The following is a 20,944-nucleotide window of genomic DNA, read 5'->3' as shown; positions in this document are numbered from 1 at the left end:
TTGCCGCCGCAGGTCGGATCGGGAACGCACTAAGTGGGGGGCGGGTTCATACGCAGACACCAAAGCGCTGCCCGCGCCCTGTTGCAGCGCGACGATGCAGCGGGCCGCCATCCCGGGGACCAAACGCGCCGATGCATCATCCGCCCCATACGGCATCGGTCCCGCTCACGGGCGGGGCGAAGCTGCTGCAGTCCGGCCTGACCTGCTGGCGCGTCGAGCCTGCGGCGCGCTTTGCCCCAATCGTGGATGCCGCCGCCTACTTCGCGCATCTGCGCAGCGCCCTCCTGCGCGCCCGCCACGCGGTTTTGTTCATCGGCTGGGAGTTCGACACCCGCATCAAGCTCGACCCCGACCACCCGCTGCCGGGCCTGCCGGAGGAACTCGGCCCGTTCCTGTCCGAACTCGGCCGGCGCCGGCCGGAGCTGAGCATCCGCGTGCTGCAGTGGAATTTAGGGGTCCTCGGCACGCTGGCGCGCGGCACGACGCCGCTCTACCTTCTGAACTCGATGCGGGCCCGCGGCTTCCAGTTCCGGCTCGACAGTGCCCACCCGCCCGGAGCCTCGCATCACCAGAAGATCGTGGTGATCGACGACGCGCTCGCTTTCTGCGGCGGCATCGACATGACGGACGACCGCTGGGACACCCGCGACCATGCCGACCAGGACACGCGCCGGGTGCGCCCGTCGGGACGCGCCTACGCGCCGTTCCACGACGCCACCGTCGCGGTCGACGGCGCGGCCGCGTCAGCCCTCGGTGACCTTGCGCGCGAGCGCTGGCACTATGCTACCGGCGAGCGGATCGCGCCGCCCGGTCCATCTACGCAAGACCCCTGGCCCGACGGGCTGAGGCCGCTTCTGCGCGACGTGCAGGTGGGGATCGCCCGGACCGCGCCGCCCTTTCACGGCCGCCCCAACGTGCACGAGATCGAGCAACTCTACCTCGCCGCCATCGCAGCCGCGCGACACACGATCTATATTGAGAGTCAGTACTTCGCCGCACGCTGCATCGCCGAGGCCATGGCATCCCGTCTGAGGGAGCCGGACGGGCCCGAGATCGTCGTGATCAATCCCGAGCGTGCCATGGGCTGGCTCGAGGAAGCGGCCATGGGACGGGGACGCGGCCGTGTTCTGGCGCGTATCCGCGGCGCGGACCGCTTCGGACGCTTCCGCATCTATCGTCCGGTGACCGCAGCCGGGCAGCCGATCTACGTGCATGCCAAGGTGCTGATCGTCGACGACTGCCTGCTGAAGATCGGCTCGTCCAACCTGAACAACCGCTCGATGGGCCTCGATACGGAATGCGATCTGGCCGTCGAAGCCGTGCCTGGCCATGCGACCGATCGAGCCGTCGCGGCAGAGATCCTCGGCTTGCGCGATGCGCTTCTCGGCGAGCACCTCGGTGTTCCACCGGACGACATCGCCCGCACCCTGGCGCGCTCGGGTTCGCTGATTGCGGCGATCGAGGCGCTACGCTGCGACACCGGGCGTACACTGGTTCCCCTGGACGCATCAGCCGCAGGAGCCGTGCAGCCGTTGAGCGAGGGCGAGCTTCTGGACCCCGAGCAGCCCGAGCCGGTCTGGAGAGCCGTGCTGCACGCGCTCGCCGATCGGCGCCGCGCGCATCCGCTGCGCCGCGGAGCCGAACGAACGGGCGTCTCAAGCGAATGACGCTCCTCAGATCTTCAGCAGGTCGACGGTGCGCCTGTTGAGGTCGTCGAGCGTCGCGATCACCTTCAGATTGGATTCGTAGGCGCCCATCGCCGCGCGCAACCCGGCCATCTCGGTGGCAGGATTGACGTTGGGCAGCTTCAGAATGCCCTGCGCGTCGGCAGCGGGGTGCCCGGGGCTGGAGATTGAGCGGAACGGGCTGGTGTCGCGCACGACGCGACCGGTCGGCTCGGCATCGGCCCCGACCGGCTCGAACACCGCGATCTTGCGCCGGTAGGGGTCGCCGCCGGGCGTGCTCGCGGTGCTGTTTGCGTTGGCGAGGTTCTCGGTCATGACGCGCAGGCGGCCCTGCTGCACCCGCAGGCCTGCCGCCGCAATGGCGGATCCAGAGACGCCCTCGCTCCCGGCCATCTGTTCTCTCCCCTGATCCGGCGAGCGGACGATCGATGCCGGCGCGACTCGCAAAATCCTGAAGGAAGGGTTAGGGATTGCGGTTAATGGCCGGTTAATCACGGCGCGTTGGTTCAGTGGATGGCGTCGCGACCGCGCTCTGCAGGGCTGCACGTGGCGAAGCGTCAAACCGCCCGCGATCGGCCCTGGTATCCAAGGCCTGCTTTGCCTATGAGCCTCGGCATGCCAAATCCGACTGCTGTTGCCCTCGACAATCTGTCTCACATCATCCAAGTCGCCTTGACCCCGATCTTTCTACTCTCGGCCCTGGCGACCTTGCTCAACGTTTTCGCAACGCGCCACGGCCGGATCGGGGACCAAGTCCGTGACCTCTCCCAGGATCTTAAGAAGGGGCCTTCCCGCGAGACCAAAAGGCTGGCGCGTCAGCTGTCGCAATTGCAGCGGAGATCCCTCCTGCTCGACGGAGCTGTGTGCCTCGTGGCTTTGGCGGGGTTCCTGACGGGCATCGCAGCCATGGTGCTTTTCATCGGCGAGTTGAGGAACGCGACAACGGAGACGGTGCTCTACGGTTGTTTTGGACTGGCTCTGGCCTTCACGATCGCCGCCATTGCAGGCTTCCTGTGCGAAATCCTTATGGCAAGCCGGAGCATCCGGCTTGAGGTCGGGCACCAGCAGGACACTGCAGTTGCTGCAGCGGATTGAGCATTCCTCGTGGCCTGAGCACACCGCTTACGGTATAGCAACAGCTAATCAATTCGGGCCCGCATTCACGATGCCTACCCGGTGTTGCGCCCTCCCTGCAGCCGCTATGGGTGCGCTGACCCTGTTGCTGATGTCGGTTGAGTTCGGTCGAACGGCTGACCTCCCGCTCGGTCGCTCGATGCCGTCGAGGCCGACCTTCGTCGATTGGTTCGGCGACCATCTCAACGCAAAGGGCGGCGCTGACGCTTCCGACAGCGGCTCCGACTTCAAGCTGACCACGGGCAGCGGACCCAGCATCCCGATCTTTCGGACCGGCGACGCGGTTTGGAATTCTGCCGGATCGGAGATGAAGGATACGTCGCGTTCGCCCTCTTCGGACGCTCCGGTGTCAGATGCTTTCGTCGAAGAAGACTGGGCCATTCGCGCCCAGACCACCTTCGTCACACAGGGCAATTCTCGGTTTCGCTCGCCCTACCGTGGGCCGAACAGCCTCAACGCCAAAGGGCAGATTAAGGAGACCTTCGATTTCACGCTCTACGCGGGTATGCGGCTGTGGCCCGGGGCAGAGATTTGGTTAAACCCGGAGGTCGATCAGGGTTTTGGTCTCAGTACCACGCTTGGTGTCGCTGGTTTCCCAAACGGGGAAGCTTACAAGGTCGGCAGCATCACCCCCTACGTGAAGCTTCACCGCGCTTTCATCCGCCAGATAATCGGCTTGGGAGGCGAAACCGAGAGGGTCGATCCAGATCTGAACCAGCTCGGCGGGTCGCGGCAGGCCGACAGGATCGTGCTGACGTTAGGGAAGTTCAGCGTCGCTGATGTCTTCGACACCAACAGGTACGCCCACGACCCACGAACCGACTTCCTCAACTGGGCCCTTATTGACACCGGCACATTCGATTACGCTGCGAATGCGTGGGGCTATACGGTCGGCGCCGCAGCAGAGTGGTACCAGGACGCCTGGGTGTTCCGCGCGGGCTTTTTCGACCTCTCTATTGTCCCCAACAGCAAGGATCTGGACCCAGGTTTCAATCAAAATCAAGCCGTTCTCGAGATCGAACGGAGGCATGAACTTTGGGGACGACCCGGCAAGATCAAGGTCACCGGCTTTCTCAGTCGCGGCCGCATGGGTCGCTTCGACGACGCGGTTCGTCTGGCAATGGTGACGGGCGGGCCCGCGGATGTGGCGACCGTCCGCCGCTACCGCAGCCGCCCAGGGCTCAGCTTCAACCTCGAACAGCAGATCTTGCCCGACGTCGGTATGTTCGTCCGATGCGGCTTGGCCGACGGAAATGTTGAGCCGTACGAGTTCACCGACGTCGATAGAACCTTGGCAGCGGGATTGTCGATCGCGGGTGAGCGTTGGGGACGCCCATCGGACACCGTGGGATTAGCCGGCGTCATCAACGGTATCACCCGCCCGCATCAAGCCTACTTCGATGCCGGAGGACTCGGCATCCTCGTCGGGGACGGTCGATTGCCCCACCCTGGGGCCGAGAGGATCGTCGAAGCTTACTACAGCTTGCCGCTGGCGCCTTCTATACGACTGACGTTCGACAGTCAGATCGTAGTAAGCCCCGGATACAATCGGGATCGTGGGCCGGCCTTTATCTTCGGGACACGGCTGCGTGCACAGTTCTGAAGCCGACATGATTTCGAACAGGATCGAAGCCGACCGGATGGCCGTGTTGACCTTGGAGTTTAAGAGACTTTTCTGGTTGGGGTTAGTGGCGCAAGCTACTCCAGGCTGTCATTTTTTAATTTCAGGATATTTCGCTCCCGCGGGTCACGCACTTCTTTTCAGTAGAGCGTCGAAGCGGCTCAACGTGACGCGCAGCGCCTGGCGGGGGGGCCAGTCGCGCAGTTGAGAATGCAGATCGTCTTTGTCCCACAGAACCACGTCAGCAACCCGCTCTTGAGGCAGGCGCCTCCGCACCGGCGATAGGCGCCATAGATAGGCCTGACGTACACGGGTTCGGTGAGCGTCTGCGGTGTGCCCACGTCACCTTGCGAAGCGCTGGGGTGCGCTTCGGCAGAGACGCTCGACGCCAACAAAATCAGCAACCATCGACACAACATGTCTGATCACTGCCTAAAATCCTAGCAATTCATAGTTTGAACCGTCTCGCGCTCTTGGTCAATTAAAGTCAGGGACAAAACCGTTTGACCTGTTTGCGGCAGATGAGGGCGCAGGTGACGGTGGTAAAGGCGAGATGGAGGTCGGCGCGCCGTTCGTAGCGGATGGCCCGCCGGCGGAAGCGGGCCATCCAGGCGAAGGCGCGCTCGACATGCGCTGATCGCGACCCGAGCCGGAATTGAAGGCTGCTGAGGGTGACGCGATGCGGTCTGATGGCCGCGTCCTTACCTGCATCGGAGCGCCTCCATGCCCCAATACGGCGCCCTCGATGTCTCCAACGAAGAGACCGCCATCCACGTTATCGACGAGACCGGAGCCACGGTCTGGCGCGGCAAACGCGCCAGCGATCCGGATGTGCTCACCACGACTTTGCGGAGTCACGCCCCCGATCTCCTGCGCGTCGGCCTGGAGACGGGGCCGCTGACCCCTTGGATCTACCACACCTGCAAGGCGCTCGGCCTGCCCATCGTCTGCCTGGATGCGAGGCATGCGCGAGCCGCCACGGCCCTGCAGCGGAACAAGACCGACGCGCGCGATGCAGAGACGCTGGCGCAACTCGTACGCATGGGTTGGTACCGCGAGGCCCGCGTCAAAAGCTACGCCGCCCATGCCGTGCGCCACCTCATCGGCGCCCGCGCCCAGCTCATGGGCGTAGCGGTTGACCTGTCCAATCAGATCCGCAGCACGCTCAAGACGTTCGGTTTGATGGCCGGCAAGGGAGCGGGGCGGGCCTTCGAGATCCGGGTGCAAGACCTCATCGCGTCCCGTCCGACCGTCGCCGTCATCGTCGAGCCGCTCTTGGCGGCATGGCGCGCCGTGCGCGGCCAGATCGGTGTCCTGGATCGACGGCTCATCACCTTGGCCAGGGGCGATGCGACCTGCCGCCTGCTGATGACTTGCCCCGGCGTTGGGGTCATCGTCGCCACGAGCTTTGCGGCCGCCATCGAGGCGCCCGAGCACTTCCGCCACTCACGCTCCGTTGGGGCCTATCTCGGGCTGACGCCGGTCCGCCGTCAGTCCGGCGAGATCGACCGGACGGGCGGGATCTCGCGTCGCGGCGACCGGCTGATGCGAAGCTACCTGTTCGAGGCGGCGGCCAGCCTGTTGGTGCGCGTGCGGCAGGACTCGGCCCTGAAGACTTGGGGACGGGCACTGGCCGAGCGCATGGGCTTCAAGCACGCCGCCGTCGCGGTGGCGCGCAAACTCGCGGTCGTGTTGCACGCGATGTGGCGAGCGGGAACACCGTTCCAGCCGTGGCCGCCGGCTGCCGCGTGAGGCACGTACTGAACGCACGCACGGGTACCGTTCATCGAGTTCCGCCAGCGTGAGGCGGACAAGGGCGTCCCCGCCGGGACGCGAGCAGGGCCATCCCGGGGTCGGGTCTTGCGGCCGGTGTCGAGCCGGACCGCGCGTTCGACATGGTGAGCCTCGCTTCGAGACGCATGGTGCGGCGGTCAGAGGGGCCGACCGCGGAAACAACCACGATCCGGCGGCGACCGCTCTCGTCCAACTTGACGCCTGCAACGCGATCAAACAACGACCCAGCGATAGCGCCCGAGCCGCTCGCGGCTCTCCACCCCACGCCGAGCGATCCGTGGCACGATCCCGCGTGCCCGGCACTCGTGCCGGCAGCGACGATGATCGTAGCCTTTGTCGGCGTGCAGCTTGTCCGGTCTGCGCCGCGGACGGCCCCGGCGGCCCGTGCGCACGCCCGGCACCGCGTCGAGGGTAGCCGCAAGCATACGGCTGTCGTTGCAGTTGGCCCCGGTCAGCGTCAGGCCGAGCGGCGTGCCGTTGGCGTCCACGACGAGGTGGCGCTTCGTCCCCGGCTTGCCCCGGTCCGTCGGGTTCGGGCCCGTCGCGGAGCCCCCTTTATGGATGGCCCGCCCCTCACCGGGCTGCACTGCTAGGCTTGCAGCGCGGCCGAGATGAGGGATGGAGCGGAACGATGACGATCGCGGTGCTGGGGATCGATCTGGGCAAGAACAGCTGCAGCCTTGTCGGGCTGGATGCGAGCGGGCGGGTCGTGCTGCGCCGCCAGATGCGGCGCGAGACGGTGATCGCCTTCGGCGCGAAGCTGCCGGGGTGCGTCGTGGCCATGGAAGCGTGCTGCGGTGCGCACCACATGGGCCGCGCCCTCGTAGAGCAGGGACACACGGTCCGGCTGATGTCGCCGGAATACGTGCGCCCGTACGTCAAGGCGCAGAAGAACGACGACCGCGATGCCGAAGCCATCGCCGAGGCGGCCACCCGCCCGACGATGCGGTTCGTGGCGCTCAAGTCCGAGGCGCAGCTCGACGTGCAAACCCTGCACCGGGTCCGGGACCAGCTCGTGGGCGAGCGCACGGCGCTGATGAACCAAGTCCGCGCCATCCTTCTGGAGCGCGGCCATGTCGTCGCGCAAGGGCGGGCCAAGCTGGCCGCCTGTCTGGCTGCGTTACTCGACACAAGAGCGGGCTCCTCGCTCACACCGCGCATGCGCACCCTCGTGGCTGAGGTGCGCGAGCGTTGGCAGGGCCTCGACCGGCGTATCGCCGCGCTCGATGCTGAGTTCGCCGAGCAGGCGCGCACGGACGAGAACGCGCGTCGGCTGACCACCATCCCAGGCATCGGCGCGCTCAATGCGACCGCGCTGATTGCGGCCATCGGCGACGTGGCAAGCTTCGCCCGCGGACGCGACCTCGCCGCCTGGCTCGGCCTCGTACCGCGGCAGGTGACGACCGGCGGGAAGCCCCGGCTGGTCGGCATCACCAAGCGCGGCAGCAAGTACCTGCGCAAAACGCTCATCCAGGGTGCCCGGGCGGCGATGCCGACGCTCCGGCAAAGTGATACGCGGCTCGGGCAGTGGCTGCGCGGGCTTCTGGCGCGGGCGCATGCCAACACGGCGGTAGTGGCGCTGGCGGCGAAGATGGCGCGCATCGTCTGGGCGCTGCTGCGCCACGGGCGCGTCTACGAGGCGACGGCCGTGGCCGCCTGATCCGAGTTTGGCTGGCGCGGCGCGCGCCGGCCTTCCGATGTCTGCGAGCGGTGAGAGGAAGATGGCCTGACAGTAGATCGGTGTTCTGGAAGCCTCCCGGCAAAAATGGCGCTCGACGCCGACCCCTTTATGAGGCCCAGGACGCGCGGATCTCCATCTTGGCCAAGGGCTCGCCCGAAGGCCGGATACGTTTATGCAGACTGCTCAGACCAGCGGATCCAGAGCCACTTGCGGACGGGGCGGGCCATACGTTTTGCCGGCAGGCTCCTACTGTCGAGGGCCGCGCGCGACCAGTTGAGCGCATCGGCGTCCTGAAGCTGCTCCATCATCACGCGGTGCAGGGCGGCCCAAACACCGGCTGCCTGCCACGTGCCGAGCCGCCGCCAACTCGTTTTGCCGCTGCAGCCCACCTCAAAACGCGGCAGGTGCTTCTATCAACGGGCACCGAAGTCTGGTTCTTCCGCACTTCGTGTGGCGAAGTGTGCCGGCCGGCGTGACGTGCCCCATCTCCGGAGATCGGCTTTCCGGAGGACGCCATGCCCCGCCGTATCCTGCCCCTCGTGCCCGATGGCTTGAACGTCGTCGGCATCGAGCCGGCGACCGACCCGCTCATCGTGCGCGTTGTACCCCGCCCGAGCCCGACGCGCTGTCCCACCTGTCGATCGTCAGCAGGGCGCAAGCACGGTCATTGCGAGCGCACCCTCGCCGATTTTCCCTAGCAGGGCCGGTCCGTCCGCCTGCGCCTCCGGCTGCAACGCTTCCGCTGTGCGAACCCAGCCTGTCCGCGGCGGACCTTCAGCGAGAGCGTTGGTGACGTCGCCGTCTCTCACGCCCGCCGGTCCGAGCGGCTGCGCGTGCTCCAGCGCCATCTCGGTCTCGCCCTCGGTGGTGCGCCCGCCGCCCGTATGGCGCATCGTCTCGCGATGCCGGTGAGTGGCGATACCCTCGTGCGCCTCGTGCGTGCGGCGCCACTGCCGACGCAACCCGAGCCGCGCGTCGTCGGCATCGACGAGTGGGCTTGGCGGCGCGGGCGCAGCTACGGCACTATGGTCGTCGACCTCGAACGTCACACCGTCCTCGATCTCCTGCCCGACCGGGACGCCGGGAGCGTCGCCGCGTGGCTGCGCGCCCATCCGGGCATCGAGGTCATCGCTCGCGACCGCGCCGACGTCTTCGCCGAGGGCGCCCGCGCGGGCGCGCCGCAAGCCCAGCACGTGCTCGATCGTTTTCACCTGCTGCGTAACCTTAGCGTCGCCCTGCATGCGATCGTTGCCCATCATCATGGCGTGATCCGCGCCGTCGGTCGTGCGCGCGTCGATTACGAGGTCGAGGCGGCGCGGGCTGTGGCGGGAGCCGCGCGGCCGCCGACGGCGATCGAGGTTCGGAAGCAGGCGACGCACGCGCCGCGTCGGGCTCGGCACTCCGAGCTCAAGCGGCTGTCCGAGGCCGGCGCCTCGGTGGCCGGCATGGCTCGCGCTCTGGATCTCGATCGCAAGACGGTGCGGGTCTGGCTGCGCCAGGACGCACCGCCCTCCTGGCAGCGACGCCGCATCGTGCCGACGATCCTCGACCCCTACCGCGATCATCTCGAGGCGCGCTGGCAGGCCGGCTGCCGCAACGCCGCCGAACTCGCCCGCGGGCTGATCCACGCGGGCGCCGACATCCGTCCGCGTATGGTGCGGGATTGGGCGATGCGGCGGCGTCGCGCGAGCACGGACGTGATGGACGCCACGCCCGGCTCGACGAGCGCGCCGCCATGGCGGCCCCCGTCGATCAACCGGACGGCGTGGCTTCTGCAGGCGGACCCGAGCACGCTCGTTGCGGACGATCGCCGCTTCCTCGATCGCTTACGGGTAGAGGCACCCGATCTGGCGAAGAGCGTGGCCGTCGCGACGCGCTTTGCCGACCTCGTGCGACGGCGCTCGGGCGAGAGCCTGGAGGCTTGGTTCGCGGCGGCGGCTGCGACGCCGCTGGCGAAGTTCGCCGTCGGCCTCGAGGGCGACAGGGACGCGTTACGCGGCACGATCACGACGCCCTGGTCGACGAGTCCGGTGGAGGGGCAGATCGGTAGGCAGAAGATGCTCAAGCGCACGATGTTCGGCCGCGCGGGCTTCGCGCTGTTGCGCCAGCGCGCCCTCATAGCGATCTGACCTGTCGTTCCGCGCCGCACGAAGTGCGGAAGAACCAGTATTCAACGCCCGCTGACAGCTTCCACTGCATGCCCGTGCGCAGAACCAGGATGATGCCAGCCAGCGCCGCCCGATCCGAGGTGCGCGGTCGACCGCCTTTCGGCTTCTCAGGCTCAAACGGCAGAAGCGGCTCGATCACTGCCCACAGGTCGTCGGGAACGAGAGCGTCCATACGCTCCCAACCCACTCACACCAGTTTTGTCCCACGCTTTTAGCATTACAGTTGAAGGGAAAGGCTCCTATCTGAGAGGTTTCGGATGGGAGAGCGCGATGTCCTAAGCCTCGCTCCAATCCACGCTGGAGCTCTGGTCCAGGACGCTACGACAGGCCAAACAGCGCATCCGCCCCTTGTTCGCCGCCCCGAGTGTCGCCGCCTCGGTTAACGCTTTCTTGGACGGCCTGCTCGGGGGTGAGCGGCGCAAAACCGGCTGGATGCGGGCTGAGGCTGCCGGGGACCCGGGTCCCTGGCGCCAGCAGGCCATCCTCGGTCGCACGCACTGGGATGCGGAGGCGTTGCGCGATGTCGTGCGTGACTACGTCGTCGAGACGCTTGCCGCACCCGACGCGGTTCTCGTGATCGACGAGACCGGTTTTCTCAAACAGGGCAAAGCCTCATGCGGTGTGGGCCGGCAGTACACAGGCTCGGCCGGTAAGATCACCAACTGCCAGACCGGGGTGTTTGCCGCTTACGTCTCGGATCAGGGCCATGCCTTCATCGACCGTCGCCTGTACCTGCCCAAAGCCTGGACCGGCGATCCAGCCCGAAGGCAAGCAGCGCATGTGCCCGAGGCGATCACGTTCGCCACCAAGCCGCAGCTGGCGCAGACCATGATCGAGCGGGCCATCCAGGCAGAGGTGCCGTTTGCCTGGATGGCGGTCGACAGCATCTACGGCGTGGGCGAGATCGAGCTGGCTCTGCGGCGCGCCTACAAGGGCTACGTGCTGGGCGTTACCGGTCAGCATCACTTCTGGTCCTGGAACGCACACCTCGACGTCGCGGGCACCGCCGCGGAGATCGCCAAGGGCATCCCCGACCAGGACTGGCTGCGCCTCTCGGCCGGAGCCGGAATCAAGGGACCACGCCTGTTTGACTGGGCCTATCTGCCGCTGGCCACGCTCCGGGCCGACGCGCTCGACGCCGCGCTCGATCAGAGCTTGTGGACGCGCGGCCTGCTGGTGCGGCGCAGCCTGTCGGACGGGGCGCTCGCGTACTTCACCACCTGGTGCCCGGCCGGCACGCCGGTCGAGAAGCTGGTGATGGTGGAAGGCCGGCGCTGGGCGATCGAGGACGCGTTCCAGACCGCCAAGACGGAACTCGGATTGGCCCACAACGAGAGCCGCTCGTGGCACGGCTGGCACCGGCACGTCAGCTTGGTGATGCTGGCCTTCGCGATGCTGGCGCGGGTGCGCCACTTGGCCAACAGTCCGCCCCCAAAAACGACGCTCATCGCCAAGCTCGCCGGTGCCGTGGTCCATCCAAGAGATCCGGCGCGTGGCGATGCGGCTGGCGCAGCGGCGCATTGAGCCCGCCCTCGTGCTCGCCTGGTCAGCCTGGCGGCGCGCCCACCAAGCTGCCGCTCGACAGGCGCATCTCAGAAGAAGGATGCAACTGTAATCTTAGAGCACCATCCGAGCGGCTCACCGAGCGAGATGGCTGGATGATCTTCAAGCTCAATGCCACGAAGCGGCGCGACCCGCCGGCGGATCGCTTCCGCCAAATTCACCGACTCGACTGCCTCGGTGCCGAGCGTGTCCGAGAAGATTGAACGCACCTCGGCTTCCATTGATCGGCCATTCATAGCAGCGCGCCCGCGAAGCCGCTTCTTCACCCGCCCGTCAAGATTACCGATCGTGATCGTCGCGCTGGGTGCGTGGGAAACGGCCATGCTCCGATCGTAGGCGTTGCTAGCACTGCTGGCAACGAAATCGTTTTTTGCACTCTGCATTCAGCCTTATCATCGCTCGATGTGGCGACCCCGCTCACGGTCGAGTAGCGGATCGGGGCGATCGAGGCGGCGGGCGAGCTCGTCGACCAAAGCGCGCGTCGCCCGGGCCGGTGCCTGCGTCAGACGACGCCCGTAGGCATCCACCAGCCGCCACGTCGGCACGATGAGCGGCTCGACGCCAAGCCACGACATCGCCTCACGTAAAAGCCGCGCCGCGCGCATCACGCGCGGCACGTCGACCCCTTGGCCGATGGGCTCGCGCGTTTCCAGCGATCCATCCCGCACGAAAGCCACCCGGTCGGCGGCGTGATCGACTACGTTGGCCTTCTCGCTGTAGTTCCGCGCCTCACGGAACAGGCGCTCCAGCACCATCGCGTCGGTGGCCGGCATCCACGCATCCGCCTGACGTTGCCGGCACAGGGCGTCGAGCCGGTCGCGCTCGACCACCACCCTGGCCTCGTGCCGGTGCCGGGTCAGGCCGACATAGAGCTCGCGCGCGTCGGTCGCCGCCCCGACATACATCACCGCCGCGGACGAGGTCCGGCCTTGCGCCGCGTAGGCCGTGCCCGCATAGGCATGCACGATCCTGGGCTGCGGCCGCTTCCGGCCGAACCGCGGCTGTTGCGCCAGATCCGACCACGCCACCTCCAGCGCGCGACCATCCTCCAGCGCCAGGCGCAGGCGTGCTCCTCCCTCCGGCTCGACTGTGATCCCCTCGACCCGGGCGCGATTGCCGTTGCGCAACCCGAGATGCGGCAGGCTCTCGCCGATGCGAAGGCTATCGCCGACAGCGAGAGCGAGCGGCACTGGCCTGTCGTCACGGTCGCGCGCCGGCAGGGTGACCACATCGGGACCGAGGTGTCCCTCTGTCCGCAGCACGGCCCGCGCCCGGATATTCAGCGCTGCAGCGTCGGCGTTGCGCCGGGTCACGATCAGCACGTCCTCGCCCTGCGCCGCGCGCTGTTCGGTCCAGATCGCGAGCACGCGCGCCTGCGCAGCCTCGGCGCCGGCGACCAGCTCGATCTGGTCCCGGGCCGAGTAGGCGCGCAAGCCCGCCTCGACCTCGCCGCGCGCCATCAGCACCGAGGCCGCGCGCTGCCACTCCACCGTCTGCCGGCGGACCTGTTCGAGCACCACAGAGCGCCCGACCACATCGGCGACCGCCCGCAGAGCGCTCGCGCCCCCGACCGAGGCGAGCTGGCGCCGATCGCCGATCAGAACCACCTTCGCCCCGGCCGACCGGGCCGCGCTCAGCACGGCCTCCATGTCGCGGGTCGCGACCATCCCCGCCTCATCGACCAGCACCAGGGTACCGGCGTCGAGCAGCGCCGGCCGGTCGGGGCGGTTGGCGGTATCCGGACCTGCTGTCAGCGTCCGGTCCTGGCGCCAGCGCGCGATCGCCTGCGCCGGGATCCCGGTCGAGCGCCCGAGCTCGTCGGCGGCCACCCACGACGGGGCGAGGCCGATCACCCGGAGACCGGAGCCGCGGGCGGCGGCCACCAGGGCGGCCGCCGTCGTGGTCTTGCCGGTCCCCGCACCGGCCTGCAGCAGCGACACCCCGTCCCGACCGGCGGCGTGGCGCACGGCTTCGCCCTGCTCGGCGCTGAGGTGAGGCGCATGCTCCAGCGCATCCTCGACCGCCTCGGGCGTAATCCAGGTCCGCTCCAGGGGACGATCGGCCGCGCGCAGCATCGCCGCCTCGCAAGCGGCGATGCCCGGGCTGGTCCAGCACGCGCTGGCACCCGGGACCATCGCGGCGTCGGCCAGCGGCAGCAGCGCGCCATCCCGTTCGAGCTGGGCGAGCTCCGCCTCCACGGCGTCGACCCCGACGCCGGCGAGGCCCGCGACCTCCAGGGCGCGCTGGAGCAGATCCTTGCGCGCCACGACGCTCTCGTGCCGGAACAAGGCCGAGGCGGCGCGTGCCACCGCACCGTCGCCGGGGATCTCGGGCGGCTCGAACGGGGTCTCCCGCTCCCGATCGCGCTCGGCGGTCAGCACGAGGGCGGAGTCGCGCTCAAGGTGACGCGCGGCCAGCCACGGATCGATCACGCAGGCGGCGAGTTCCGCGCGCCAGCGTGCCTCCAGCTCCGGCCCGGTCGGCAACTCCTCCTTGCCCCGGCGGGTCGCCAAGGCGGCGATCTCGCGCTGGGCGCTGCTGGCGCCCGTGCCCGCATAGGCTAGGATCTGCTGCGAGCGCTTGGAAAAGGCCGCGAGTAACGTCTCCGGCAGGCCGGCGACCTCCCACTGCCCGCGTCCGGCCTCGCGATACTGCAGGCCGAACCGCTCGCGCAGCCCTTCGGCGAGGGCCGCCCTGTACGCCGCTCCCACTCCGAGCTGGGCGGCATATAATCGCTCAGGCTCAATGGTTAGATGCGTCCGGGACTTGTATCGACCAGCACCGGCATTTGCAGGCGTACCAGCGACATTGATGAACACGCAGTGCGTGTGAATATTCGGGTCACCCTCACGAGTTGTATAGTGATCGAACCGGCCGACGATCAGGTCGCGCGGGCGATGCTGGTCGGTACCGCCGGCGCCGGTCCGGACAGTGACGAGGCCCTCCGCGGTGACAAAACTCAGCGCCCGCTCGACGGCGGCGCGATGGGCGGCCTCGATCGCAGCGCGTTGCTCGGGCGTGCCGGCCATCCAAAGCACGGACACACTCTTCCCGGGGGTCATAGTGCAGTCGACGCCCGCCCAGTGACCCGGGCCGGCACCGCGCACCAGCGGCTTGCCCGTGCCTGGGTGGATCCCCGCACACAGGTCGCGAAACGAGGCTGCATCGATCGCCGCGCCGTGGCGCACGATCGTCTCGCCGCTGCTCCACCAGACCCCGCCGCCGTCCGAGAGGTAGTACTCGTCCCGCTTGTCGGGTTTGGCTTCGCGCTGGCTGTCGTGGGTGTAGTACGACGCTGCCGGCGAACCGGCACCGAGCCGGTGCAGCGAGGCGGTCACGGCGCCGGATCGGCGACGCCGTCGCCCTTGTGCAGGCGGCAGACCTTGGACAGGTCGATGCCGGCCGACGGCGCACCGAGTTCGCCGACCGCCTGGGCCATCTCGAGGATGGCGCCGTCGATCTGCTCCATCCGCTCGACTAGGACGCGGTGACGGATCGCCACTTCCAGGTGCTGGACGATGCACTCGACGGCCAAGCTCTCGGCGGACCAGCCGCGCTCGGCCGCGGCGGCTCGCAACCGGGCGGCGAGCGCCGCTTCCAGGGTCACGGTGAGCTTGACCTCCTGGGCCATCGGCGTACCTGCTGCGCGCGGATCGAGACGGCAGGCTTGGCACGGACGAGGCGGTTGGGCGAGGCCGACACGGCCGCGCGGTTAACGCCGGGCCACTTCAGTGCGTGTGGTGTGATATCCCTTCTGCTACCGTGGCCCAGCCGTAATCGCTGCCGTACTTGGCCGTGGGTTGCCGTATTGCTGCCGCGTCCAGCCGCGATGCAACCGTTACCTGCCGTATGCAGCCGCGCGCTAACGATTCCTTGCCGTGATCCCTGGCATTTGCCGGCCCCACCACACCGGCCGACAAGGGACCGCCTGATAGGTCGGCGTACATGCCGATGCAGTCCCGCCTCGACCTCAGCCGCCTCAAGCGCGACCTCGCCGCCTCCGCCAAGGCGCGCGACGGCATGACGCTCGCCCCGGGCGGGCGGGCGGCCACAGGGCTGATGGCGATGGTGCGCGACAACCTCGACGCGCTGCTCGCCCTGAAGGCCTCCGGCAGCACCTGGAAGGAGATTGCCGCCGGCCTGACCGCACAGGGTTACGCCACCGCCGACGGGCGCCCGCTCACCGACACGCAGCTGACCGGCGTGATTTCTAGCGTGCGCCGGCAGGCCCGCCGCCGGGCCGCGCGGGCGGCTCTGCGCGACATGCGGCCCGATCTCGCCGCGGCTCCACTGCCACCGCGCCGGCCCGCGCCGGCTTCGCCCTCCGATGCCGGCGCACGGCGAGCCCGGCTCGCCCCCGAGCTCACGGCCGGTTCGCCTCCGGAATCCGGCGAGCCGCCCATGAGCGAGGCCGAAATCCGCGATCATCACGTCACCAAGCACAAGCACCTGTTCAGGAAGGACCCCGAGTGATGGCCCGCGTTCTTATCGTCGCTCAGGAAACCGGCGGCATCGGCAAGAGCACGATCACCCGCGGGCTGGCCGAGGCGGTCACCGACGTGCCGATACTCGAAGTCGAATCGACCCCGCGCCTTACGGAGTTCAAGACCGCGAAGGCCGACAACGAGCCGGGAAGCGTGCGCCACTTCTCGGTGCGCGCCAGCCGCGAGGCGATCGAGGCCTCGGGCGGCAAGGCAGCGCGCGCCGAGTTCGACCCGGTCGTCAACGCGCTCTACAGCGTGACCGGTCCGACGCTGGTCGATCTCGGGGCCAATTCCTCGGCGAGCCTGCTCGGCGTGCTCAAGGACGAGGCGGCGTCGCTGCGTGAGGCCGGGATCGAGCTCGGCCTCGTCGTGGTGGTCGCGGCCGAGGCAGGGTCGCTGGCGGATGCGGGCAAGCTGCTTCAGGCGGCCAAGGACTGGGCGGCGGCAAGCTTCGTGGTGGCGAACGCGCTGCGCGGCGCGATCGATCCCGTCATTCTGAAGCGGGTCGCAGGTGCGGCGACGCTGAGCCATTTGCGCGCGTTCGAGCTAGAGGACGCCACCCGCGAGGTGCTCACGGCGGGGCAGCTCCGCGGCATCCCGAAGCTCGACCGCGCCAGGCTCGCTAAGGAGACCTCGCCGGCCCAGGCCGGGCGGATGCTGCGCGACCTGACCGCCTTCCGCCTCGCGGTGATGGAAGCGGTCAAGCCCGCGGCTCTCTGGCTAGTCGAGGGCTGAGCCTCGTGGCCATTCCACCGAAGCGCCCCGCGGGCCCGCCCGCCTCGGCTCCATCTGCCTCGGGATCACCGACGGCGAAGACGGTGCGGGACAACCTCGCTGCCGCCACTAAGGCGGCCGAGGCCGAGGCGACGGAGGTGGCGCGGGTAAGCAAGCGTCGGCTTGACGGGCTTTTAAAGGCGCGACCCGATGCGCGCTTTGCCGCCCTCGCCGAGGCGGAATCCGTACTCACGCCGGAAGACCGCCTGGCGCTGTTGGACTCGCTGCGGAATGCGGAGGCCTCGCATCGGCCGATCCGAGCCGGGACGGCGAGCCGGCTCGCGATCTGGCGCTCTCGGCTGCCCTACCGCCTCGTGCCAATCGGTCTCGGCCTGGGCAGTGCCTTACTGCTTTTCGGCTTGGCACTAGTCGCTTGGTACCGCACGCCAGAGCGATGGGTCACCCTGCGGGGTGCGGAGCCGCAGCCGATCGGCTGGCGTATGCCGGACGGCATGCGCGTCGCGGGCCGGCTCGATCCTGGTTCCCGCGCACTGCTTTGGCGCCGTGATGGCGCGGACGGTGTGCTGCGAAGCTGGGTGGCGCAGTCCGGCTACGCGGAGGCGCGCGTGCCCTTGAGCCTCCTCGCCACAGCCCCCTGAGCTGAATGACCTCTCGCCTGCGCTCAAACCGCTGATCGACGGAATCCACCATCGATGTCCTTCGCATTGAAGATCGTCGTCCTGACGATCGCGATCCTGCTTCTTGGCTACCCCACTGCGGCGCTCGTCGTGCACGGGCTCGATCCAACCCTCTGGCCGAGTGAGGCCATGCGCCCGGGCATGTGGTTCGCGCTCTGGCGCACCGGGCAGCTCGATGCGATCGTGGAACTGTACTGGGCGATGCTCATCGGCCGCGCGCCGGCGTTCGCGAGCGGCTTCTGGACGCTGATGGCGGTGCTCGCACCGATTGCCTTGATGATCGGCTGGCGCTTCGCCGGATCGAAGGCCGCGCCCCGGCGCGACGCCTCCGACCTGTTCGGGGGGGCGCGCTTCGCGACCGCCGCCGAGCGCGCCGCGATGGGTCGAGGCCTCGAACTCGGCCTCGACCCGGAGACCGGGCGCGCGGTGCGCGTCGCCGTCCAGGGCACGCTCGCGACCATCGCGCCACCGCGCAAGGGCAAGACCTCCGGCGCGTTGATCCCGAACCTGGCCTATCCCGAGCCGAACGCCTGGTCCGGGCCCGCGGTCGTCTTCGATCCGAAGGGCGAACTTTACAGGGCTACGGCCGAGCGGCGCCGCGCCATCGGCAGGCGTGTCATTTGTCTCGATCCGCTGAACCTCGTGGGAGGCACGGACCGATGGAATCCCCTTGCTGACCGCGATCCGGAGGATGTGCTCTATCTTCAGCATACCGCTGCCGCCCTCCTTCCCGAACCGGGCGGCGACGGCGAGGCTGCCGCCTACTTCCGCAACCGGGCGATCGATCTCATCACCGGTGCACTCCTAGTCACCCTGAAGCGCGGCACCCGCAGCGTCGCACAGGTCCAGGCGCTGATCGCCGACCCTGATACTTTGATCGCGCAACTCGAACATTTGCGACCGGCCCCCGCCGCGCTGAGCGCCCTGGAGATCCTCAAGGCCGATCCGAAGACCCGCGACCCGCTCGTCGCCACCTGCGCCCAGGCCTTCCAATGGCTCGCCGACGCGCGCCTACGCCATCTCGTCGGCGCCACCAGCTTCGACTTCGCCGACCTCGCCACCGGCCGGGTCGATCTGTTCGTGGCGGTGCCGCCCGAGTACAAAGATCTGCTGGCGCCGCTGCTGCGCTGGTTCCTCAGCGATCTGTTCACGAGCGTGCGCCGCAACCGGCCGGCCGAACGCATCTTGGTGATGATCGACGAGGCCGCAGCCCTCGGGCGGTTCTCCGAGATCCTGACTGCATCTGCCGAGCTTCCGGGCTACGGCGCCTCGCTCTGGACTCTGTGGCAGGACCGTTCGCAGATTGTCGGCCTCTACGGGCAGGCGGGGGCCGACACCATCCTCAACACCGCCGAGATCGTGACTGTGTTCGACGTGCCGGCGGTCGATCCCGACGCGAGCGAGCGCTGGTCGCGGGCGCTCGGCGACTACACCGCCCGGGTCGAGACGCTGACCCGGCCCGCCGAGGGGCAGGGTCAGCGCAGCATTGCCCTGACACCGCAGGCCGCGCGGTTGGTCCCGGCTCAGGCCCTGACCAGCATGCCGAGCCGAGAGCTTCTGGTGTTCGCCAACAGTGCCGCTTATCCGCGCCATCCGATCCGCTTGCACAAAACCGTGGCTCATTCCGACCCACGCTTCTTAAGTCTGATCAACTCTGTAGCCCCGGTCGGACAAAGCTGATGATGCACTTACATTGAACGACGTGCAAAACTTATTGAACTGAATTATATCGATTCACAATAAATATATTATTATAAAATTGCAAATTCGCGATAAATGCTACGTTTGTCATTAGAATTATAATGGCACAATTATTAGCAGTGTCGTCAACTACAGTAAAATGAAGGTCTGAGCCATGAAAATCTTCAAGAAAAATCTCCTGATGTTGAGCCGCGAAGAACTCAGTGCAAAACATCAGACTAAATCGGGTGTAATCATGCATGAAATTGGGCATGTGATTGCATACCGCCGCATAGGTATAAGCACAGCTTATATAGCGATACATGAAGATTATAACATAGGATCTATATTTGCCCCTTCTCCTTCTGATACTTCAGAAATTTCAATTGAAAATCAAATCCTAATCCATGCTTCGGGAGTATTCATGGAGAAGGCAATTTTTGGCGATTTTAATGTCGACACCGCATACGGCGATTTCATGAAGATTGCCGATATGGTTAGAGCATCAGGAAAAATATACCCAGCCCTCACAAACAGAATCGATTCCGGCGTTCCGTTTGCGGAGAGATTATTTGCGGATTACGGAACCAAATTTCCGACTAGGTCGGAAAGGTATTTTGCATACGCCCTACACCACGCAATCCTCAAGAAATTGGGCAGTGGTAATCTTATAGAAGGACATAGAGTAATTCGGTTCTGCGATATGCCGATGCTATACAGAATCACGCATCACTCTCAGTCTTCTGCCCTCAGAGAACAAACCAAAAGGTGGGATCGTTTAGATGAACTCACAACATCGTTAGAGGAAAACAGTAGTTATGCTGAACAGGAGATCCTGAGTAGACTTCGCTTCGGGCCCTAGAGGCTGTTACGGACTGCTGCGAAATCGGCAGCCCTGCGGAGCAGTAGGACGCTGAAGGCGACGAGGTGCAGCCCGGCCAGGGTAGCCGGCAGGCGTTCGTAGTCGCGGGCCAAGCGGCGGAAGCGGGCCATCCAGGCGAAGGCGCGCTCGACCACCCACCGGCGTGGCAACAGGACGAAGCCGCGCTTGGCTTCGGGCAGCTTCACCACTTCCAGGGCGATGCCGTGATCAGCCGCCGCCTTCGCCGCGCGCTCGCCGGTGTAGCCCTGATCGACATAGGCGAGATCCACGCTGTCGCCGGTGGCCTCCTGCACGGCATCAGCCAGCGCGGCCACGGCGGCGCGGTCATCGGCATCGGCGGGTGTGACATGCAGCGCCAGCACTTGGCCGAGCGTATCGACCGCCGCGTGCAGCTTCGAACCGCGGGTGCGCTTGTGTCCGTCCCAGGCGGCGCGAGCGCCACTCTCGGGCGTCGAGCGGAGCGTCCGGCTGTCGAGCACCACGGCCGAAGGTTCCTCGGTCCGGTCCGAAGCCAAGCGCAGCACGGCGCGCAGGTCGTGGACCAAACTCTCGAAGCAGCCCGCTTTCAGCCAGCGTTGCGCCTGGTCATACACGGCGTGCCAGGGCGGCAGATCGTGGGGCATCGCGCGCCAAGCCACGCCGTAGCGCACGACGTAGCGCAGCCCGTTGAACACCTCCCGCAGACTGTGCTCGCGCTGAGCGGCCGTTTCGGGAAGCAAGGTCAGGTAGGGGGCGACCAGCGCCCATTCTTCATCGCTGACATCGGAGGGGTAGGCACGGCGGGACTGCATCGCCGCCAATTTGGTGCCCTCGTAGGTCCGTAACACCCTCTAGAATTC

General features: G+C 67.2%; 17 protein-coding genes and 4 pseudogenes. 12 read left to right on the top strand and 9 right to left on the bottom strand.

Features of this window, described 5'->3' with window-relative positions; genetic code table 11:
• Window positions 1-131 precede the first annotated feature (131 nt).
• Window positions 132-1,667, top strand: a complete 1,536-nt coding sequence (locus tag MFF21_RS12080) for a phospholipase D-like domain-containing protein (RefSeq protein WP_048444050.1) — start codon at window positions 132-134, stop codon at window positions 1,665-1,667.
• 6 nt (window positions 1,668-1,673) lie between these two features.
• Here the strand turns inward: MFF21_RS12080 and MFF21_RS12075 are convergent, their stop codons facing one another.
• Complete coding sequence (locus tag MFF21_RS12075) at window positions 1,674-2,078, bottom strand: flagellar basal body rod C-terminal domain-containing protein (protein WP_048444049.1); 405 nt, start codon at window positions 2,076-2,078, stop codon at window positions 1,674-1,676.
• 210 nt (window positions 2,079-2,288) lie between these two features.
• On the opposite strand from MFF21_RS12075, the gene MFF21_RS12070 reads away from it, so the two are divergent.
• On the top strand, window positions 2,289-2,780 hold the full coding sequence (locus tag MFF21_RS12070; protein ID WP_238311395.1) for a DUF2721 domain-containing protein: 492 nt from the start codon (window positions 2,289-2,291) through the stop codon (window positions 2,778-2,780).
• A 106-nt stretch (window positions 2,781-2,886) separates the two neighbouring features.
• Entirely contained in the window at window positions 2,887-4,422 is a 1,536-nt protein-coding gene (locus tag MFF21_RS12065) for a carbohydrate porin (protein WP_053080306.1), read from the top strand.
• 505 nt (window positions 4,423-4,927) lie between these two features.
• On the opposite strand, the pseudogene MFF21_RS12060 reads toward MFF21_RS12065, so the two are convergent.
• Window positions 4,928-5,071: pseudogene (locus tag MFF21_RS12060) on the bottom strand (IS5/IS1182 family transposase); the annotation flags it as partial.
• Between the two features lie 92 nt (window positions 5,072-5,163).
• On the opposite strand from MFF21_RS12060, the gene MFF21_RS12055 reads away from it, so the two are divergent.
• The gene (locus tag MFF21_RS12055) at window positions 5,164-6,192 is read left to right on the top strand and encodes an IS110 family RNA-guided transposase (protein WP_048444048.1); all 1,029 of its coding nucleotides are present in this window, start codon (window positions 5,164-5,166) and stop codon (window positions 6,190-6,192) included.
• Between the two features lie 260 nt (window positions 6,193-6,452).
• On the opposite strand, the pseudogene MFF21_RS12050 reads toward MFF21_RS12055, so the two are convergent.
• Window positions 6,453-6,791: pseudogene (locus tag MFF21_RS12050) on the bottom strand (transposase); the annotation flags it as partial.
• Between the two features lie 74 nt (window positions 6,792-6,865).
• On the opposite strand from MFF21_RS12050, the gene MFF21_RS12045 reads away from it, so the two are divergent.
• Complete coding sequence (locus MFF21_RS12045; RefSeq protein WP_048444047.1) at window positions 6,866-7,894, top strand: IS110 family RNA-guided transposase; 1,029 nt, start codon at window positions 6,866-6,868, stop codon at window positions 7,892-7,894.
• 248 nt (window positions 7,895-8,142) lie between these two features.
• Here MFF21_RS12045 and MFF21_RS12040 read toward each other — a convergent pair.
• Window positions 8,143-8,325 (bottom strand): annotated as a pseudogene (locus tag MFF21_RS12040) (IS5/IS1182 family transposase); the annotation flags it as partial.
• Window positions 8,326-8,631: 306 nt separating this feature from the next.
• Here MFF21_RS12040 and MFF21_RS12035 point away from each other — a divergent pair.
• The gene (locus tag MFF21_RS12035; protein ID WP_048444046.1) at window positions 8,632-10,044 is read left to right on the top strand and encodes an ISL3 family transposase; all 1,413 of its coding nucleotides are present in this window, start codon (window positions 8,632-8,634) and stop codon (window positions 10,042-10,044) included.
• Window positions 10,045-10,102: 58 nt separating this feature from the next.
• On the opposite strand, the pseudogene MFF21_RS12030 reads toward MFF21_RS12035, so the two are convergent.
• Window positions 10,103-10,255, bottom strand: a pseudogene (locus tag MFF21_RS12030) (transposase); the annotation flags it as partial.
• Between the two features lie 125 nt (window positions 10,256-10,380).
• Here MFF21_RS12030 and MFF21_RS12025 point away from each other — a divergent pair.
• Entirely contained in the window at window positions 10,381-11,607 is a 1,227-nt protein-coding gene (locus MFF21_RS12025) for an IS701 family transposase (protein WP_238235811.1), read from the top strand.
• A gap of 68 nt (window positions 11,608-11,675) precedes the next feature.
• On the opposite strand, the gene MFF21_RS12020 is transcribed toward MFF21_RS12025, so the two are convergent.
• The 3 genes from MFF21_RS12020 to MFF21_RS12010 all read right to left on the bottom strand — a co-directional run bounded on the left by MFF21_RS12020 (window position 11,676) and on the right by MFF21_RS12010 (window position 15,277).
• A complete protein-coding gene (locus tag MFF21_RS12020) occupies window positions 11,676-11,969 on the bottom strand; it encodes a FitA-like ribbon-helix-helix domain-containing protein (protein ID WP_083469131.1) in 294 nt (97 codons plus the stop codon).
• 69 nt (window positions 11,970-12,038) lie between these two features.
• Window positions 12,039-14,984, bottom strand: a complete 2,946-nt coding sequence (gene mobF / locus MFF21_RS12015; protein ID WP_048444045.1) for a MobF family relaxase — start codon at window positions 14,982-14,984, stop codon at window positions 12,039-12,041.
• Window positions 14,981-15,277, bottom strand: coding sequence for a hypothetical protein (locus MFF21_RS12010; protein WP_048444044.1), 297 nt, complete (start codon window positions 15,275-15,277; stop codon window positions 14,981-14,983). The genes mobF and MFF21_RS12010 overlap by 4 nt, the downstream gene beginning before the upstream one ends.
• A gap of 314 nt (window positions 15,278-15,591) precedes the next feature.
• Here MFF21_RS12010 and MFF21_RS12005 point away from each other — a divergent pair, with 314 nt between their 5' ends.
• From MFF21_RS12005 to MFF21_RS11985, 5 genes are all read left to right on the top strand, one after another.
• Window positions 15,592-16,119 (top strand): hypothetical protein, encoded by a 528-nt coding sequence (locus MFF21_RS12005; RefSeq protein ID WP_048444043.1) that lies wholly within the window; start codon window positions 15,592-15,594, stop codon window positions 16,117-16,119.
• Window positions 16,119-16,865, top strand: a complete 747-nt coding sequence (locus tag MFF21_RS12000) for a P-loop NTPase family protein (RefSeq protein WP_048444042.1) — start codon at window positions 16,119-16,121, stop codon at window positions 16,863-16,865. The genes MFF21_RS12005 and MFF21_RS12000 overlap by 1 nt, the downstream gene beginning before the upstream one ends.
• An 83-nt stretch (window positions 16,866-16,948) precedes the next feature.
• On the top strand, window positions 16,949-17,503 hold the full coding sequence (locus tag MFF21_RS11995) for a hypothetical protein (protein ID WP_048444041.1): 555 nt from the start codon (window positions 16,949-16,951) through the stop codon (window positions 17,501-17,503).
• A gap of 54 nt (window positions 17,504-17,557) precedes the next feature.
• The gene (locus MFF21_RS11990) at window positions 17,558-19,222 is read left to right on the top strand and encodes a type IV secretory system conjugative DNA transfer family protein (protein WP_048444040.1); all 1,665 of its coding nucleotides are present in this window, start codon (window positions 17,558-17,560) and stop codon (window positions 19,220-19,222) included.
• Window positions 19,223-19,397: 175 nt separating this feature from the next.
• Window positions 19,398-20,084, top strand: coding sequence for a hypothetical protein (locus tag MFF21_RS11985; protein ID WP_135417729.1), 687 nt, complete (start codon window positions 19,398-19,400; stop codon window positions 20,082-20,084).
• On the opposite strand, the gene MFF21_RS11980 is transcribed toward MFF21_RS11985, so the two are convergent.
• A complete protein-coding gene (locus MFF21_RS11980; protein ID WP_048444039.1) occupies window positions 20,081-20,896 on the bottom strand; it encodes an IS5 family transposase in 816 nt (271 codons plus the stop codon). The two genes, MFF21_RS11985 and MFF21_RS11980, sit on opposite strands and share 4 nt — an antisense overlap.
• Window positions 20,897-20,944: the final 48 nt, after the last annotated feature.

It is taken from the genome of Methylobacterium organophilum (assembly GCF_022179465.1).
In the GTDB taxonomy this organism is placed as follows: Bacteria; Pseudomonadota; Alphaproteobacteria; order Rhizobiales; family Beijerinckiaceae; genus Methylobacterium; species Methylobacterium organophilum.
Note: the sequence above shows the minus strand (reverse complement) of the source record. Positions and strands in the feature narration are given on the sequence as shown.

What these genes read in the sequence shown, in the direction of transcription:
- MFF21_RS12080 (WP_048444050.1), top strand. Translation starts at nt 132, where the DNA reads ATGCATCATCCGCCCCATACGGCATCGGTCCCGCTCACGGGCGGGGCG.
- MFF21_RS12075 (WP_048444049.1), bottom strand. Translation starts at nt 2,078, where the DNA reads ATGGCCGGGAGCGAGGGCGTCTCTGGATCCGCCATTGCGGCGGCAGGC.
- MFF21_RS12070 (WP_238311395.1), top strand. Translation starts at nt 2,289, where the DNA reads ATGAGCCTCGGCATGCCAAATCCGACTGCTGTTGCCCTCGACAATCTG.
- MFF21_RS12065 (WP_053080306.1), top strand. Translation starts at nt 2,887, where the DNA reads ATGGGTGCGCTGACCCTGTTGCTGATGTCGGTTGAGTTCGGTCGAACG.
- MFF21_RS12055 (WP_048444048.1), top strand. Translation starts at nt 5,164, where the DNA reads ATGCCCCAATACGGCGCCCTCGATGTCTCCAACGAAGAGACCGCCATC.
- MFF21_RS12045 (WP_048444047.1), top strand. Translation starts at nt 6,866, where the DNA reads ATGACGATCGCGGTGCTGGGGATCGATCTGGGCAAGAACAGCTGCAGC.
- MFF21_RS12020 (WP_083469131.1), bottom strand. Translation starts at nt 11,969, where the DNA reads ATGGCCGTTTCCCACGCACCCAGCGCGACGATCACGATCGGTAATCTT.
- MFF21_RS12010 (WP_048444044.1), bottom strand. Translation starts at nt 15,277, where the DNA reads ATGGCCCAGGAGGTCAAGCTCACCGTGACCCTGGAAGCGGCGCTCGCC.
- MFF21_RS12005 (WP_048444043.1), top strand. Translation starts at nt 15,592, where the DNA reads ATGCCGATGCAGTCCCGCCTCGACCTCAGCCGCCTCAAGCGCGACCTC.
- MFF21_RS12000 (WP_048444042.1), top strand. Translation starts at nt 16,119, where the DNA reads ATGGCCCGCGTTCTTATCGTCGCTCAGGAAACCGGCGGCATCGGCAAG.
- MFF21_RS11990 (WP_048444040.1), top strand. Translation starts at nt 17,558, where the DNA reads ATGTCCTTCGCATTGAAGATCGTCGTCCTGACGATCGCGATCCTGCTT.
- MFF21_RS11985 (WP_135417729.1), top strand. Translation starts at nt 19,398, where the DNA reads ATGAAAATCTTCAAGAAAAATCTCCTGATGTTGAGCCGCGAAGAACTC.
- MFF21_RS11980 (WP_048444039.1), bottom strand. Translation starts at nt 20,896, where the DNA reads ATGCAGTCCCGCCGTGCCTACCCCTCCGATGTCAGCGATGAAGAATGG.